Source organism: Lacimicrobium sp. SS2-24, assembly GCF_002201535.1.
Classification (GTDB): Bacteria; Pseudomonadota; Gammaproteobacteria; order Enterobacterales; family Alteromonadaceae; genus Lacimicrobium.
This window is the reverse complement of sequence record NZ_NIWW01000003.1, coordinates 385,914-401,593: the sequence shown is the minus strand read 5'-3', so window position 1 is coordinate 401,593 and position 15,680 is coordinate 385,914. Positions and strand designations below refer to the sequence as shown.

The 15,680-nt window shown below is 53.8% G+C and carries 13 protein-coding genes; 5 read left to right on the top strand and 8 right to left on the bottom strand.

Annotated elements, in window-relative coordinates; genetic code table 11:
- Nucleotides 1–9 precede the first annotated feature (9 nt).
- The 6 genes from CCY32_RS07825 to CCY32_RS07800 all read right to left on the bottom strand — a co-directional run bounded on the left by CCY32_RS07825 (nucleotide 10) and on the right by CCY32_RS07800 (nucleotide 6,152).
- Nucleotides 10–846, bottom strand: a complete 837-nt coding sequence (locus CCY32_RS07825) for a glutamate cyclase domain-containing protein (protein WP_088330037.1) — start codon at nucleotides 844–846, stop codon at nucleotides 10–12.
- Entirely contained in the window at nucleotides 839–1,789 is a 951-nt protein-coding gene (locus CCY32_RS07820; protein ID WP_088330036.1) for a biotin-dependent carboxyltransferase family protein, read from the bottom strand. The genes CCY32_RS07825 and CCY32_RS07820 overlap by 8 nt, the downstream gene beginning before the upstream one ends.
- A complete protein-coding gene (gene pxpB, locus CCY32_RS07815) occupies nucleotides 1,786–2,493 on the bottom strand; it encodes a 5-oxoprolinase subunit PxpB (protein WP_088330035.1) in 708 nt (235 codons plus the stop codon). The genes CCY32_RS07820 and pxpB overlap by 4 nt, the downstream gene beginning before the upstream one ends.
- Nucleotides 2,490–3,215 carry a 5-oxoprolinase subunit PxpA gene (locus tag CCY32_RS07810; protein ID WP_088330034.1) on the bottom strand — a complete coding sequence of 242 codons (726 nt, stop codon included), beginning with the start codon at nucleotides 3,213–3,215 and terminating at the stop codon, nucleotides 2,490–2,492. Before CCY32_RS07810 ends, pxpB begins: the two co-directional genes overlap by 4 nt.
- Nucleotides 3,216–3,225: 10 nt before the next feature.
- Nucleotides 3,226–4,026, bottom strand: coding sequence for a putative hydro-lyase (locus CCY32_RS07805; RefSeq protein ID WP_088330033.1), 801 nt, complete (start codon nucleotides 4,024–4,026; stop codon nucleotides 3,226–3,228).
- A gap of 242 nt (nucleotides 4,027–4,268) precedes the next feature.
- Nucleotides 4,269–6,152 (bottom strand): glycoside hydrolase family 3 N-terminal domain-containing protein, encoded by a 1,884-nt coding sequence (locus CCY32_RS07800; RefSeq protein WP_246840559.1) that lies wholly within the window; start codon nucleotides 6,150–6,152, stop codon nucleotides 4,269–4,271.
- 198 nt (nucleotides 6,153–6,350) lie between these two features.
- Here CCY32_RS07800 and CCY32_RS07795 point away from each other — a divergent pair, with 198 nt between their 5' ends.
- The 4 genes from CCY32_RS07795 to CCY32_RS07780 are packed head-to-tail and all read left to right on the top strand — an operon-like array spanning nucleotide 6,351 to nucleotide 10,983.
- A complete protein-coding gene (locus tag CCY32_RS07795; protein ID WP_088330148.1) occupies nucleotides 6,351–7,937 on the top strand; it encodes a sodium:solute symporter in 1,587 nt (528 codons plus the stop codon).
- Nucleotides 7,938–7,940: 3 nt separating this feature from the next.
- On the top strand, nucleotides 7,941–8,837 hold the full coding sequence (locus CCY32_RS07790) for a BadF/BadG/BcrA/BcrD ATPase family protein (protein ID WP_088330032.1): 897 nt from the start codon (nucleotides 7,941–7,943) through the stop codon (nucleotides 8,835–8,837).
- Nucleotides 8,837–9,796, top strand: coding sequence for an N-acetylmuramic acid 6-phosphate etherase (gene murQ / locus CCY32_RS07785; protein WP_088330031.1), 960 nt, complete (start codon nucleotides 8,837–8,839; stop codon nucleotides 9,794–9,796). Before CCY32_RS07790 ends, murQ begins: the two co-directional genes overlap by 1 nt.
- A gap of 47 nt (nucleotides 9,797–9,843) precedes the next feature.
- Nucleotides 9,844–10,983 carry a DUF1343 domain-containing protein gene (locus CCY32_RS07780; protein WP_088330147.1) on the top strand — a complete coding sequence of 380 codons (1,140 nt, stop codon included), beginning with the start codon at nucleotides 9,844–9,846 and terminating at the stop codon, nucleotides 10,981–10,983.
- A gap of 105 nt (nucleotides 10,984–11,088) precedes the next feature.
- Here the strand turns inward: CCY32_RS07780 and CCY32_RS07775 are convergent, their stop codons facing one another.
- Nucleotides 11,089–11,946 (bottom strand): MurR/RpiR family transcriptional regulator, encoded by an 858-nt coding sequence (locus CCY32_RS07775; RefSeq protein WP_088330030.1) that lies wholly within the window; start codon nucleotides 11,944–11,946, stop codon nucleotides 11,089–11,091.
- A 106-nt stretch (nucleotides 11,947–12,052) separates the two neighbouring features.
- On the opposite strand from CCY32_RS07775, the gene CCY32_RS07770 reads away from it, so the two are divergent.
- Nucleotides 12,053–14,923: an FAD-binding and (Fe-S)-binding domain-containing protein gene (locus CCY32_RS07770; RefSeq protein WP_088330146.1), complete on the top strand. Its 2,871-nt coding sequence runs from the start codon at nucleotides 12,053–12,055 to the stop codon at nucleotides 14,921–14,923.
- 15 nt (nucleotides 14,924–14,938) lie between these two features.
- Here the strand turns inward: CCY32_RS07770 and CCY32_RS07765 are convergent, their stop codons facing one another.
- Nucleotides 14,939–15,568: an OmpA family protein gene (locus CCY32_RS07765; protein ID WP_088330029.1), complete on the bottom strand. Its 630-nt coding sequence runs from the start codon at nucleotides 15,566–15,568 to the stop codon at nucleotides 14,939–14,941.
- Nucleotides 15,569–15,680: the final 112 nt, after the last annotated feature.

The following is a 15,680-nucleotide window of genomic DNA, read 5'->3' as shown; positions in this document are numbered from 1 at the left end:
TGTGGCCCCCTAGGGAGCCAGTCTGGCCTGAAGTTGACGCAGTAAATCTTCACCGGCAGTGAAACAGAGGCTGTCCTCGGTCAGGGTGTTTTCGCGGGTTACGCCGTCCACACTGCCTTTATCTGACAAATATTGAAGAATATCCAATGGCCGGATGTTGCCGAGTAAATCCGTTCCTGTGAGCTGGCCAAGCATGGCAAGAATACCGTACGCGGCCCAGTTCGACACATCAGCCACAACCAGTTCATCGCAGGGTGTGCGCGCCGCAATAATGTCCATGGCTTGCAGGGCATCGAATACCTTTCCCATACCAATTTCGTTGCCGCCATCACCAATGCCAATCGTGGGGCAGGTGGCGTCGGTAACAAAATAATCGAAACAGGCGCAACGTGCGCTGATATCCTCACCGCGCATATTGTGATAGCGACCGTTCTGTGCCAGTCCCGGGCGCTCTATGGAGAGCACCAGGCTGGGTTTGAGCCGTTGCAGTATGGTCTGGGTCTCACTGCGAGCCTGCTCCAGAGCATTAACCTTAAGCTCAATCACGCGAAAATCTGTGCTAATGGCAGCGCTCAGGGGCTTGCCGCACGCGATGTAAGGTTGATAGCCCAGCGCCTCCAGGGCCTGGTAGAGGGCTATGGCGCCTACCGGACCATCAGTTTCAAAGGTCCCGGTGACCGGAAAACCGGTGCCAATAATCACGGTGCCGGGATTGTCGGCCAGCAATCTGGCAGCACGCAACAGGTAGCCTGATTCGAGGTGCTGTCGCAGAGGCTGCATCCCGCGCAGGTTTCTTTGCACCAGTAAGATTTCAAGTGCCTCGCTTAGGGTCGTAAGGCTATTCATGGTGCTGTTCCAGTTGTTGCAACAACCTTGTCAGCTTCGCGTGATGCAAGTGCAGCAGATTGTGAGCCTGCTCAATACTGATCGGCTCAAAGGACAAGGTTGTACCCGGACGCCATTGTGAGAGCCTGGCGCAGTCCATGGCCAGCACCGAGCCGAGTTTGGGGTAGCCGCCAATGGTCTGGCGATCATTGAGCAGAATAATCGGTTGACCATCTGCCGGTACCTGCACCGCTCCCAGCGCGATGCCCTCGGAAAGTAGCGCTCTCGATGCCGCAGGAATGGCCGGTCCTGTCAGACGGTATCCCATGCGATCGGCCTGGTCACTGATACGGTACTGGCTGTTAAAGAAACGGCTGCGGCTGGTGACACTAAACTGCTCATACTGGTAGCCGGTTACCAGGCGTAAAGGCGCATCAGCATGATAAGTGGGAATGGCAGACTGAGGAAGCGCGCAGTCGCGGTGGGGCGTAGCAGATTGACCCACTGCCAATGTGTCGCCTTGCTGCAGCTTTTGCCCCCTCAATCCGCCAATACCTTCTCGCAGCACCGTACTGGTGCTGCCAAATTCCGCATCCACTGTCAGGCCACCGCCAATGGCCAGATAGTTGCGCAAGCCCTCTGTTGGAGCGCCGATTTCGATCACTTGTCCTTTTTTAACGCTGTGGCGTTGCCATAACGCACAAGGCTGACCCGCTATCTGTAACGGCGTTGGTGCGCCGGTCACTGCTATCAGGATATCTTTGTTGGCTCGCACGCTCAGATTTCCCAGCGTCGTCTCAATGACCGTGGCGTTCGTCGGGTTACCCACCAGCGCATTGGCCAGCGTAAAGGCAAAGGGGTCCATGGGCCCACCCGTGGTCAGGCCAAGATGAGCCTGACCCATACGCCCTTGATCCGTTAGCAATGCCAGCATCCCCGGGTTTTCAATGACGATGCCACTCATCTGAATGTCTCCATCTTGCCGCCCAGGCGCAAAAACGTGTCTTTATCAATGTGGTAAAACTGAACCCTGTCACCTACCCGCACCGGCATTGGCGGGGATGCCGATTTGTCGAACATCAGCTGCGGACACAGGCCAATCAGATTCCAGCCACCCGGCGAGGGAGCCGGATAAACCGCTGTCTGGCGATCGGCAATGGCAACGGCACCGGTGGGAACACGTTTGCGCGGTGTGGCCAGGCGCGGGGCCGCAATGCGTTCATCCACTTCCCCCAGATAGGCAAAGCCGGGAGCGAAGCCAATGGCATACACCCGATATTGGGTCTGTTCATGCAGTGCAATCACGTCATCGACGCTCAGGCCCGCCTGTTCTGCCAGATGAGCCAGATCGGGACCGGACTCTTCGCTGTACCACACAGGCAGCCTTACCAGCTCTCCTTGTTCGTTGTTGAGCTCCTTGTCTGACTGTGCTTTTAGCAGGGCTTTCAATTGTGCACGCATACGAAAGTGGTCCGTCTTAAGCGGATGGTATTGCACCAGTATAGAATTATAAGAAGGAATAAGATCGAGCAGATTATCACCCAGCGCAACGCGTATCTGTGGCAATAATGCGGCGATGGTGGCGGCGACCGTTTCACTGGTGTGCTTATCTAGATACAGGATGAGGGCGTTTTCTGATGCCAGCTCAATACGGGGAAACTCAGTCATGGCAGTAAATCCCGGATTTGTTTGACCATCGCAACCGCATGGGGGTTGTCGCCATGAACACAGAGCGTATCGGCTTTCAGGGGCAGCTTGTTGCCACTGACGGTGATCACGGCCCCTTCTTTGGCGAGCAGTTCCACTTGTTCGAGGGTTTGCTGCGAGTCTAATACGGCATCCGGCATGCTGCGGGGACTTAACCGACCGTCATCAAGATAGCGGCGATCGGCAAAGGCCTCAAACAGCAGTTCAACGCCGGCCTCCTGGGCTTTTTGCTGATAACCTGGCGCTTCAGAGGTGGCCAGCAACATCAGTTTCAGTGGGCGGGGGAACTGTGCAATGGCATCCAGTACGGCGACAAACACGGCCTCTTTGCCCATCATGTCGTTATACAGTGCGCCATGGGGTTTTACATAGCTTAGCTCCAGTTGCTGCACCGCGGCCATGCCGCTAAGCGCACCAATCTGGTAATGCAACAAATTGACGATTTCATCGTGACTGTGGGCCATAGAGCGACGCCCAAAGCCCTGTAAATCGGGATAAGCCGGATGTGCACCAATTTCTATATTATGTGCTTTCGCCAGTGCCAGGGTGTGCTGGATAACATCGGGGTCACCCGCATGAAAGCCACAGGCGATATTGGCCTGATCAATGTAGCTCATGACCTGATCATCCAGGCCCATCTTCCAGTTACCAAAACTCTCACCGAGATCGCAGTTTAATAACATGCTCAGCCTCTTAAAGTACCGATAGTTTACTGTTGGGAATATCTGTCACCAGCATACAGCCGGGGCTGTGAGTGATGCAAAAGGGCGGTTTTGCCTCAGCAATGGCCAGTTGAGGGGTTACGCCACAGGCCCAGAATACCGGCAGTTCGCCGGGATGAATGGTGACAGCCTCGCCGAAGTCGGGACGTGAAATATCTTCTATACCGATCAATGCGGGGTCACCGAGGTGCACCGGAGCGCCATGCACCGCAGGGAAACGGCTGCATATCTGCACCGCCCTGATGGCATCAGCCGCCGCCATGGGACGCATGCTGACCACCATGTTACCGCTGAAACGTCCTGCAGGAGTGCAGGGAATATTAGTACGGTACATGGGAACGTTAACGCCCTCGCTGATATTTCTGATCTCAAGACCATCGGCTAAAAGGGCTTCCTCGAAGGAAAAAGAGCAGCCCAGCATAAAGGTGACCAGGTCGTCTCGCCAGACATCCATCAAGTCACTCACCTGCTGAGTGGCCTGTCCATTTTCAAAAAGCTGATAGGCAGGTACATCGGTGCGAATGTCAACGTCTCTGCCTGCTTCTTCGAGAAGGTAGTTACCGGGTCTGGCTGCCATACCAATAAGTGGGCAAGGCTTCGGGTTAAGCTGGCAAAACCGCAGAAAGTCATTGGCATAATCGGCAGGCAATATGGCCAGGTTGCATTGCACAAAGCCCGGAGCCTGTCCTGAGGTATTACCCTTAAACTGCCCCTTGCGTATTTGCTGACGCAATGCGTAAGGCGTGGCAACGGATGGGACGGATGATGACAAGTGCGACTCCTCAATGTCTTATTTATCTGGCGCTAATGTTATAGCGAAAACGTTATCACAGTCTGCAATTGAATACTTTATCTTCAAATGCTTGCAAAAACAGGAATATTCTATTAAATTCTAACTGCTAGTGGTTATTTTGTGCCCAGGAAGGAAGCAATATAACCTTTTCCAGTAGATTGCCCTCTCACTGGAGCTGCTAGAAAGCCGGTCTTTTGACCGGCTTTTTAGTTTCGGCTCTTTTACTCAATGGTAACAGGCAGTTGTCCCCGGGCGTCTATTTTTCCGGCCAGATAACGGGCCAGAGACTCAAAAGCCGGGCCATGTACCTGCGGATTGGCCTGCGTGTCGGGTACCACATGGGTATTATACCCGTAGGTGGCCAGCACCAGATCCGCTTTTTCCGCTAAAGTACGGATTTCATAGGGTGCACGCAGGCTCACGAAAATCACCTCTTTGCCTGCACGCTTGGCAGCGTCGATTTGTTGTGGAAGCAGCGCCTGTTGATCCTGATGAGCGATGGCCTCAGCCTCAACCTGTTGCATGTCTTCCATGCCTCCGCGTTCTACGGCACTTTGTGCCGGTGTAATGCTGGCGACCAGCAATATATCGGCATTATCCATGGCCTGGCGCTGTTGTTGCGGCAAATAGGATTGCAGACTGGTGCAACTCACCGTTAAGTCAGGCAAATGGCGACTCAGAGCCTGCTCCATGGCCAGGCATTTACTGCGATCCGGCATAAGCAGATGCATGGTTTGTGCTGTCAGCGGTGTATTCACATTGTTCTCGCCAATCTGGGTGAGCGCGGCATCGGCCAGTGCCTGCTCGGTGGCAAGATGATCCGGATGGCGCAGTATGCCCTCGGCCCTGGCAATTTGTTCTGCTGAGGGTTGCAGCGGGTTACGCAGGTATTTTTGCTTGAGTTTGTGAATGCGCTTCGCCGATGCAATAACTTCTGCAGCATTCAGTTTTCCGGCTTCCACCGCCTCAAGCAACTGGGAAATCAGCGCCGGCAAGCGCTCAAGTTCTTCCGGGGTGTGCAGCCTTACGGGCATCAACACCAGATCGGTTCCTGCCCTAAAGGTTTCAATCACTGCCTGCGTTGGCTCGAAGAAAGCGCTAATACCGGCCATATCCATGGCATCGGTGACGATGACGCCTTCAAATCCCATGTCTTTGCGCAGCAGGTCAGTCAGAATGGCGCGCGAAAGCGTCGCGGGTCGCAGCATCTTCTCACCGGCCGTGTTCTCTATTTCACTGCTATCAAGCTGGGGGTACTGAATGTGAGCGGTCATGATCATATCCACTTCCCCTTGCTCAATGGCGTAGCGAAATGGCAATAAGTCCACCTCTTCGATGGTGTTGCGATCGTGATCGACACGGGGTAACCCGGTATGACTGTCTACTGCCGTATCGCCATGGCCGGGGAAATGCTTAAGGGTGCCGATAACACCCTGGCGTTGCATGGCTTTTAGTTGCGCCAGCCCCAGTTGTGCCACATGCAGGGGGTTTTCACCAAATGAGCGCACGTTAATGACCGGATTTTCAGGATTAACATTCACGTCCACCGTCGGCGCGTGGTTGACGTTAAAGCCTAGTGAGGCAAGTTCTCCCCCCAGTATGTCACCGGTTTTTTCGGCGAACATCAGCCCATGTTCGGCAAATGTGGCACCGATAGCCATATTACCGCTTAAAGAGGTTGCCAGGTGGCGGGGAATGCGTGCCACTCTACCACCTTCCTGATCCAGGGTCAGCAATAAAGGTTGGCCCGACAGGCCATTGACAGCTGCCTGTTGCAGATCGTGATTGAGCTGAATCATCTGAGCGGTGTCCACCAGGTTCTCAGCAAACAGAATCACCCCGCCGATACCGGTGTCACTGATTACCCTGGCCAATTGCGGAGGCAGCGTTGTCATTGGCTTCTTGCAGGGGCCTTCCTGCGGCGCTTCTTCACAAAAATAGCGCAAATCGATGATGATTTTCTGGGCGATTGCCCGGCGCAGCGTTGCGGTGTCTGCCTCATCTTTTTCTGCAACCGGGTTGCTCGCCTCAGAGCACGCCGTGATCGTCATCAGCGTTGCTGCCAGTAACAGTGCAGTTTTATTTCTCCACCCGAAAATCATCATAAAAGCCCCTAAATATCATGTTTTTAATCATTTTATGTTGCCCGGAAGAGGGAAGTTTCTGGCGACCCCGGGCAACAAAGTTAAACTTTTACTGGTAAAAGGAATTAATTATTCATTAGAATAAGATTCTATCAATATAAAAAATTACAGCAACGCTTATTCACGGCAAAAGTGAAAAGCCGTTGGCAAGAGGTATTTATGCAGAGCCAATTTGCCTGGCAGGACTGGCTGGTGTTCGTGGCGTATTTTCTGGTAATGGCCAGCACCGGTTGGTATTACAGTCGTAAAAAGGCCGCCACCACGGCGGACTATTTCCTTGCAGGGAACAGCATGCCGGTCTGGATGGTGGCGATTTCGGTACTAGCCACTGCCCAGTCTGCGGCGACTTTCCTTGGTGGGCCCGATCAGGGCTATCGCAATGATTTCAGCTATCTGGCCACCAATATCGGCGCCTTCATTGGTGCCTTTTTCGTGGCCGCTTATCTTATGCCGAAGTTCTATCAGGCCCGGGTTACCACCGTGTATGAAATGCTGGAGCAACGCTTTGGTGCCTCAGCCAAGCGACAGGCAGGCCTGATGTATTTATTCGGACGGGTTTTTGCCAGCGGTGCCCGTCTCTATCTGGCTGCCATTGCGGTATCCATGATTCTGTTCGCGGACATTCAGGCCTCCAGTGTGATCACCTCAGTGGTGATCCTGACTCTGGTGGGACTGGCGTATTCTTTTGTCGGTGGCATTCGCTCCGTTATTGTCAGTGATGTGATTCAGTGCACGGTTTATGTGGGGGCGGCGCTGTTTGTCATCTACTTCCTTTACACGGCCATCCCTGCTGATTTTGGCGACATCATTCAGGCCCTGCGAGAACCTCATGATCGCGAACTATCCAAGCTCACCTTACTGGATTTCAGGCTGGATTTTACGGCATCAGGTGTTTTTACCTTCTGGTCTGCCATCAGTGGTTTCGTGTTGCTGAATATCGCCGCCTTTGGCATGGATCAGGACATGACGCAGCGTATGCTCAGTTGTAAAGATGCTAAGAAAGGGGCGTCCGCGTTGATCTGGTCAGTGGTTATGGTCATTCCTGTGATGGCGTTATTTATCATTATCGGCTTGTTGCTATACATCTACTACCAGCGCCCCGATCTGATGATGTCAGCAGACGGTCAGTCTGTGGTGCCAACCTTTGAAGGCGAACAGGTCACCATCTTCATGTATTACGTGCTCAACGAGATACCTGTTGGTGTCAGAGGCCTGGTCACGGTGGGGGTCATTGCAGCGGCACTGTCGACACTCAATTCAGGTCTCAATGCCATGTCTTCGGTGCTGGTGCAGGATCTATACCGGCCGCTGATGCAACGGCTCAAACCCGAGCAACATGAAGGACATTATGTCTGGGCCGGACAGATGGGCATGGTGGCCGCGGCCGTGGCTCTGGCGTCCATGGCGATACTGTGTTTCTACTGGCAACAGTATTCTGATATGCCGTTACTGGCTTTTGCGCTGAGCGTCATGGTGTTTTCTTACAGCGGCTTGCTGGGCGTCTATTTTACGGTGTTATTTACCCGCAGAGGTAACGGCCGCACCGTGCTGCTGGCGTTGTTGAGCGGATTCTTTGTAACCCTGGCCCTGCAGCCTTACATTTTGGGGCTGTTACTGCCAAAGAATTTGCAGTTTGAACTGGGGTTTACCTGGCAGCTTTGTATTGGCACAGCGGTGGCCTTTGCCGTCTGCATTGCCGGCAAAAATAACAGTGGCACGGTGTCTGCCGATGCCGCGGGGAGGTGAGTCATGCAGTGTGAATATCTACTCGGGGTCGATGGGGGAGGCAGCAAAACCACCGCCCGATTGCTTCATCAACCCAGCGGGCGAAGCTGGGAAGGGCGTGCCGCGGCGTCGTCCTTATCACTGGGACTGACCCGCTCGGTAGCTGTGATTCTCGAACTGGCCAGGGAATTGGCGTTTCGCGCCCAGTGTGACCTGAATCAGATGGCCGTGGTGTGTGGCCTTGCCGGTGCTGGCGAAGTGAGTCTGGCCAATCAGGCCCATGAAGCCATGGCTTCTCATTTTGCACAGCTGCAAATCATGACCGATGCCCGTACCTCTGCCTATGGCGCCAATGCCGGAAAGCCCGTGGCGGTGGTGGCGCTTGGAACCGGCTCCGTGGCGATGATGCTGGACGAGCAGGGACAGGAAACCATGATTGGCGGTTGGGGACTGTTGGTTGGCGATGAAGGCGGCGGGGCGAGACTCGGTGTCAATGCCATTAATGCCATGCTGTGGGAACTGGATACCCGGGGCAAAGCAGAATCGGATCTTGGGCGCTGGTTATGCAGCCAGCTGGGGACTACGCGCTCGGCAATCCTTTACTGGCTTCGCCATGCCACAGCCACTCAGTACGCAGGGCTGGTGCCCGGAATTGTTGAGCGCATGGAAACCTGCGCGCTGGCGAAAACTTTGTTTAAAGCGCATATGCAGGCGGTAGAGCGTCTGATCTGTGCAACGGGTGAACAACTGCCCGTCGTGCTGACCGGTGGACTGGCAGATATCAGCGCCAAACACCTTCATGCAACGCTGAAAACGCGTGTTATTCCTGCCAGGGGGAATGCGCTGGACGGGGCCTGCATCCTGGCCGAAAAACTTATGCAAACATCTTTACCCGCTATGTCCAAAGGGGAGTCCGAATAATGAGTCAACAAGGTAGCGACTGTATCCAAACTGAATCGGTGTTGCTGAAACAACTGGATAGCATGGTTTCAGAGGGGCGCAACCCCGATACCATGGACATTGATTTACTCAGTACTCAAGCCATATTAAAGAAAATTAATACTGAAGATCAGAAAGTGGCGGCGGCGGTTGCCGCAGCGATTCCGCTGATTGCTCAGGCTGTAGACAAGATTGTTGCGGCGTTTGCCAAAGGCGGGCGTCTGATTTATATCGGTGCCGGTACCAGTGGGCGTCTGGGGGTATTGGATGCCGTTGAATGCCCCCCTACATTCAGCGTCTCGGATCAGCAGGTTATCGGCATTATTGCTGGCGGTGAAGGGGCGATGTACAAAGCGGTAGAAGGTGCTGAGGACGATCCTGAGCTGGCAATACAGGATTTGCAAAAGCTCGACGTCAGTGCGGACGATGTATTGGTAGGGATTGCTGCCAGTGGCCGTACACCTTACGTGGTATCGGCGCTTCACTACGCCCGTAAAATGGGCGCCCCCGCCATCAGTGTTACCTGTAATCCGGAATCGGCGGTGACACAGGCCGCCGACATTGGTATCTGCGCCCTGGTCGGGCCCGAAGCTCTGACAGGGTCGACACGGATGAAGTCAGGTTCAGCACAAAAAATGATCCTTAACATGCTCACCACCGCCAGCATGATCCGCAGCGGCAAGAGTTACGAGAACCTGATGGTGGATGTACATGCCAGTAACCAGAAGCTCTATGCCCGCGCCATTCGCATTGTTATGCAAGCCACCGACTGTGATCATCAGACTGCCCGCGAGGCTTTAAGTAAGACGGGCTATAAAGCCAAGCTGGCGATTTTGCATGTGCTCACAGGATTAGATGAGCAGCAAGGTCAGGCGCTATTGGATCAGCAGCAGGGCTTTTTACGCCGCGCGGTGGAGCAAGCTCAGGGAGCGACGAAATGAGCTTGGTCAACGTACGACTGATACGGCTGGGCGGTGTGTTACTGGCTATGCTGATCTCTGCCTGTGGCGCAGACATGTCTGCCCCTGCATTGCAAACGGGCGCAGAACAAACACAGGCCTATTTGCCGCTTCTGCAAGACAAGCGAGTCGGCTTGGTGGTGAATCAGACCTCCAGGGTGGGGCAACAGCATCTGGTGGATTTGTTGCTGGAGAATCAGATAAACGTTCAACGTATTTTTGCACCGGAGCATGGCTTTCGCGGTGATCATGACGCTGGCGCCAAGGTCGCCAGTGGTAAAGACAGTAAAACCGGGATTGAGCTGTATTCAATTTATGGTAAAACCCGCAAGCCAGAAGCGCAGGCACTTAGCGACCTGGATGTGATTGTATTTGATATACAGGATGTGGGGGTGCGCTTTTACACTTACATCAGCTCCATGCACTACATGATGGAAGCGGCCGCTGAAGCGGATATCCCTTTTGTGGTATTGGACCGCCCTAATCCTAATGGCGATTACATGGATGGGCCGGTACTGGATTTATCTTTTCAGTCTTTTGTGGGTATGCACCCTATTCCTTTGGTGCACGGTATGACGGTGGGCGAACTGGCACAGATGATTAACGCAGAAGGTTGGCTGGAGACGGATAAACCTGTGCAACTGGAAGTGATTCCTGTGTCAGGTTATCGAAGAGATCAGGTGTATTCGTTGCCGGTCAAGCCCAGTCCGAATTTACCGAATTATGTGTCGGTGCGTCATTATCCGTCGCTGGGGTTCTTTGAACCCACTGTGGTCAGTATTGGTCGGGGCACAGATTTCCCGTTTCAGGTCATCGGCCATCAGCACATTGCGCTGAGTGAGGGGGAGCCCTTTCACTTTACCCCGCGTTCCATACCGGGTGCAGCCACTCATCCAAAGTTTGAGGGCATCGAGATAAAAGGCATGGATCTGCGAAATAAAACCGCCACGGGTCTGAACCTCGGCTATTTAGTGGCCTGGCATCAGGCATTTGCCCGTCAGCAGGTGCCTTTTTTTACCAATGAGGGCTTTTTCGATAAGCTGGCAGGCACGGATCGACTTAGAAAAGCACTGGCCGCAGGTGCCACTGAAGCGCAAATTCGCGCTACCTGGCAGCAGGATCTGGAGGCCTTTGCCAGGGCCAGAGCCCCTTATCTGTTGTATCCCTGAAGGGGGACTGAGGCAGGCGGGCTGAGGCCATCGTCCTGGCTGCCGGGTTTTGCTGTAGTGAGTGTCAGTGCCAGCGATGTCACCGAGGTGGTGACATTACGGTTTTCAGCGCTGCTTATGCCGATACTGGCGCACGGCCTGATTGGAGGCTTCGAGTAATTTGCGGCCTTTTCCGGATGCCTGGGTTAACAGAATAAACAGGGTGTCGATAACGAATTCCTGCGCAGTGCGAGCCAGAATCGAGGACAGACGCGCCGAGTCTTCCTCAGAGACGGTATAGAGTTTGGCGTTGGCCAGTTTTGCAATGCTGTTGTGACCATAGCCTGTCAGGCTGATGATCTTACATTGATTGGTTTTTGCCAGTTCAGTGACCGCCACCTCTTCACGGGTTTCTCCGGATTCACTGATCACAAACAGCAGGTCTTTGGGACCGTAATTGGCAATGTTGGCCAGTTGAATATGGTTGTCACTTTCTGCCACGGCAGCCATGCCCAGCTTTTGCAGTTTGAAGGAAAAATCGCGGGCAACCAGTGCAGAACTACCGACACCACAAATCAGTATGCGAGTCGCTTTTTGTAATAACATTTGGGCTTTTTCATAGGCCCTTTGGTCATTGACGGCACGGGTGTTGGTGAGCACAGAAACTTTACTGGCAAGCAGTTTTTCACCGACGGTTTCAAAGGGATCATCCAGTGAAATCTGACCATGCAGTGGCGGATGGGACTGGTCCTGGTGTGTACGCAGGCTGTCATTGATGGCAAATTTAAAATCCGGGTAACCTTTATAGCCGAGCTTTTGCGTGAATTTGACCACACTCGACTGACTTACCCCCACCTGCTGGGCAAGCTTTTGTGAGGACAGGTCGCGAATGTTGTGCGGTTGTGCCAGCACATAGTCGGCCAGTGCCTGCTCGCTCGATGAGAGGTTGTCGCGCATGGCATTGATTTTGATAAAAGTCGACATGATCGTATGGTTGGAATAATAAACTATTCCTTTCATTCTATGGTATTAAGAATTTTTAACAACATTCTTGATGGAATTCAGTGAATTAATCAAAGGTTGGGAATTGATGCAATCACACGCCGAAGCCGTTTCCACGGAGGCATTGCCCGCTGAGTTTGAGCAGAAGCTGGCTGCCCTGTTACCGCAAGATACTCTCATTCGTGACTTACCCCGGCGCCTGGCGTTGAGTGGCGATGCCAGCTTCTATCGTATGACGCCGCGGCTGGTGGTGCGTGTTAATGATCTTGATGAGCTTTGTCAGTTGTTGATCCTGGCCGCTGAATTTGAGGTGGCCGTGACCTTTCGTGCAGCAGGAACCAGTTTATGCGGCCAGGCAGTAACCGATTCGGTGTTGGTGGTATTGGGCGAGAACTGGCGTGGCGCACAGATTCTGCAAAACGGGGAAAAAATACGACTGCAACCTGGTGTCATCGGGGCCCAGGCTAATCGCTTGCTGGCTCCGCTGGGGCGTAAAATTGGTCCGGATCCGGCCTCTATCGACAGTTGCAAAATTGGTGGCATAGCGGCAAACAATGCCTCTGGTATGTGTTGCGGTGTGAAGCAGAACAGCTACCACACATTGTCTGATATGACCCTGGTGTTGGCGGATGGGACTGTTCTGAATACCGCTGATGAAAATAGCATTCGGGCCTTCGAAAGGCACCATCATAGACTGCTTGACGGTTTGTCTGCACTGCGCCAGCAAGTATTACAGTCGCCATTACTGGCGGACAGAATACGCCATAAATACCGGTTAAAAAATACCACAGGCTATGGCATTAACGCGTTGCTGGATTTTGAGCAGCCGCTGGACATACTGAAGCATCTGATGATCGGCTCGGAAGGGACCTTGGGCTTTATCGCCGATATTACCTATCACACTGTGGCCAATGAAGGGTATCGGGCCTCCGGTCTGTTTATCTTTAACCACATTGAGCCCTGTTGCGAACTGGTCAGCCGGCTGCGCGATACCCCCGTAGCGGCGGTTGAACTGATGGACGCCAGGGCGCTCAGAAGTGTGGCCGATAAGCCTGCCATGCCTCAGGGAATGAGCGCGCTGCATGAGCAAGCCGCGGGGCTGTTGATTGAAGTAACAGGTGACACCCCGCAAGCGCTTGAACAGCACCTGCGTCAGGTCAGCCAGGTCATTAATCCCGATTCTTCTTTGCTGCTGGCCAGTGTGCCGTTCAGTCAGGATGAGGACAGAAATCAGGCCCTGTGGGCGATTAGAAAAGGAACCTTCCCCGCCGTGGGGGCGGTCAGACCCGCTGGCACCACAGTGATCATCGAAGATGTGGCGTTTCCCCTGGAACAGTTGGCCCGAGGCGTGGCGGCGCTGCATCAACTCTTTGTGGAGCATGGTTATGACGAAGCGATTATTTTCGGGCATGCACTGGAGGGAAACCTGCACTTTGTGTTTACTCAGGCGTTTAATAGCGAGGCTGAGGTAGCCCGCTACGATCGGTTTATGCAGGCATTGAGCCGATTGGTGACGGGGACATTCGACGGTTCGCTGAAAGCCGAACATGGTACCGGACGCAATATGGCGCCTTTTGTGCGGATGGAATGGGGAGATGAAGCCTATGCGCTGATGGAGCAAATAAAAATGCTCTTTGACCCTAAGGGAATTCTCAATCCCGGCGTGATTCTGAATACCGATGAGCATGCCCATCTGCGCCACCTTAAGCCTATTCCGGCCGTGGATGCAGAGCTGGACAAGTGCATTGAATGTGGTTTCTGTGAGCCTGTGTGCCCATCAAAAGATCTGACCCTGACACCACGCCAGCGTATTGCCCTGTGGCGACAGATGCAGGGCGGTGAATTCACTTCGCAGCAAGATCAACAACTGCGACAGGCCTATGCATATCAGGGGATTGATACCTGTGCTGCTACCGGCTTATGTGCCCAGCGCTGTCCCGTGGGTATCAATACCGGTGATTTTATCCGCCGGTTACGTCAGCAGTCTGCACAAAAGCCCTGGCTGGCGGGGCAGGCTGCCGGGCACTTTGCTGCGACGGCGAGCATCGCCCGTTTTGCCCTGGGGTCGGTCAATGTCGGTCGCAGGATACTGGGTGAAGCCGGGACCAGTCGCCTGTTCCGGGGGCTTAAAAAGCTCTCAGGTGGGACTGTTCCTACCTATTATTCTGCCTGGCCGGTACCGTCTGCTCAGCACAAGCTGAAAGAATCCGCCGTAGTGACGCGCACAGAAAAGGTGGTGTATTTCCCCTCGTGTACCAATCGTATTTTCGCTGCCGATACCAAGGCGACTGATCAGCGTTCCTTATCTGAAGTTCTGGCATCGGTGCTGGAAAAAGGCGGCTACCAGCTGCTGACACCGGACACGGTGTCGGAGCTCTGTTGCGGTACCCCCTGGGACAGTAAAGGCTACCCTCATTTTGCCAGGGAAAAAGGTGAGCAAAGTCTGACCGCACTGGCGGCGCTGGCGGCTGAACAAGATTTACCCATACTGGTGGATGCCTCACCTTGTGCGCTGCAATTAAAGTCATTTCGGTCTGATCCGCGCTTCGCGGATCTCAAATTGTATGAAACGGCGGAGTTTCTGCACCAGTTTGTGTTGCCCAGACTGGACATCACCCCTCAAGCAGAGCCGGTGATGTTACATATCACCTGTAGCAGCAGAAGAATGCACAATGAGCAGGCTTTGCTCAGACTGACGCAGGCCTGCGCCGACAAGGTCATCGTGCCCGATGATATTCAGTGTTGTGGCTTTGCCGGAGATAAAGGTTTTTATACCCCTGAACTCAATGCCAGTGCGCTGAAAACCTTGGCGGAGCAGGTTCCTCAGCACTGCTCACAGGGCGTTTCTAACAGCCGCAGTTGTGAGATTGGCTTGCGTCAGCACAGTGGTATTGCCTACCAGTCAGTGGCGTACCTGCTGGACAAAGTCAGCACCGCTAAAGATCGTTCAGCGACCTGAACGGCCTGCTTTTATTTACTGCTTGTTGGGTAAAATGCGCAGTTCTACGCGGCGATTTTGCTGGCGGTTCTGTTCACTGGTGTTGGCAACCAGCGGTTGGAACTGGCCGAGACCGATCGTGGTTATCCTGCGCATATCCACCTGACGACTCACCAGATATTGGCGCACGGCATTAGCCCGGGCTTCAGACAAAGCCTGATTACCCTGTGCTGTGCCGGTATCGTCAGTGTGTCCCTCGATCATCAGGGTGGTTTTCTCATACTTATTCAACACCTTCGCCACATCATCCAGTACGGTGTGAAACTGTGAGGAAATATTGGCGCTGCCAGTGGCAAAGGTGATCTGACCTGGAAGCTGCAGGGTTAATTCGTCGCCGTTTCGCTGCACTGAAACGCCACTGTCAGCAAGTTCCTCGCGAAATGCCTGCTCTTGCTTGTCCATATAATTACCAATCGCGGCGCCAGCCAAGGCGCCTACCGCCGCGCCCCAGACGTAGCGGCTTTTGGCGTTATCACCGGTGGCTTTTCCCAGCAAGGCACCGGCAACGGCACCAATTCCCGCGCCTTTTTGGGTGTTGCTGCTGTTGGCCGCACAGCCACCCAGCACCAGGGCTGAAATGGCAACTGCAATAATACTTTTTTTCATTGTCGCTTCCTGAGAATATAAGAGAATACCAGTGTAGATTGGATGGCTTAATCCAGCCTGAACAGCGGGGCTATGCTCAGCACCCGAACAGAGGTCGCGGATTACAGCATGA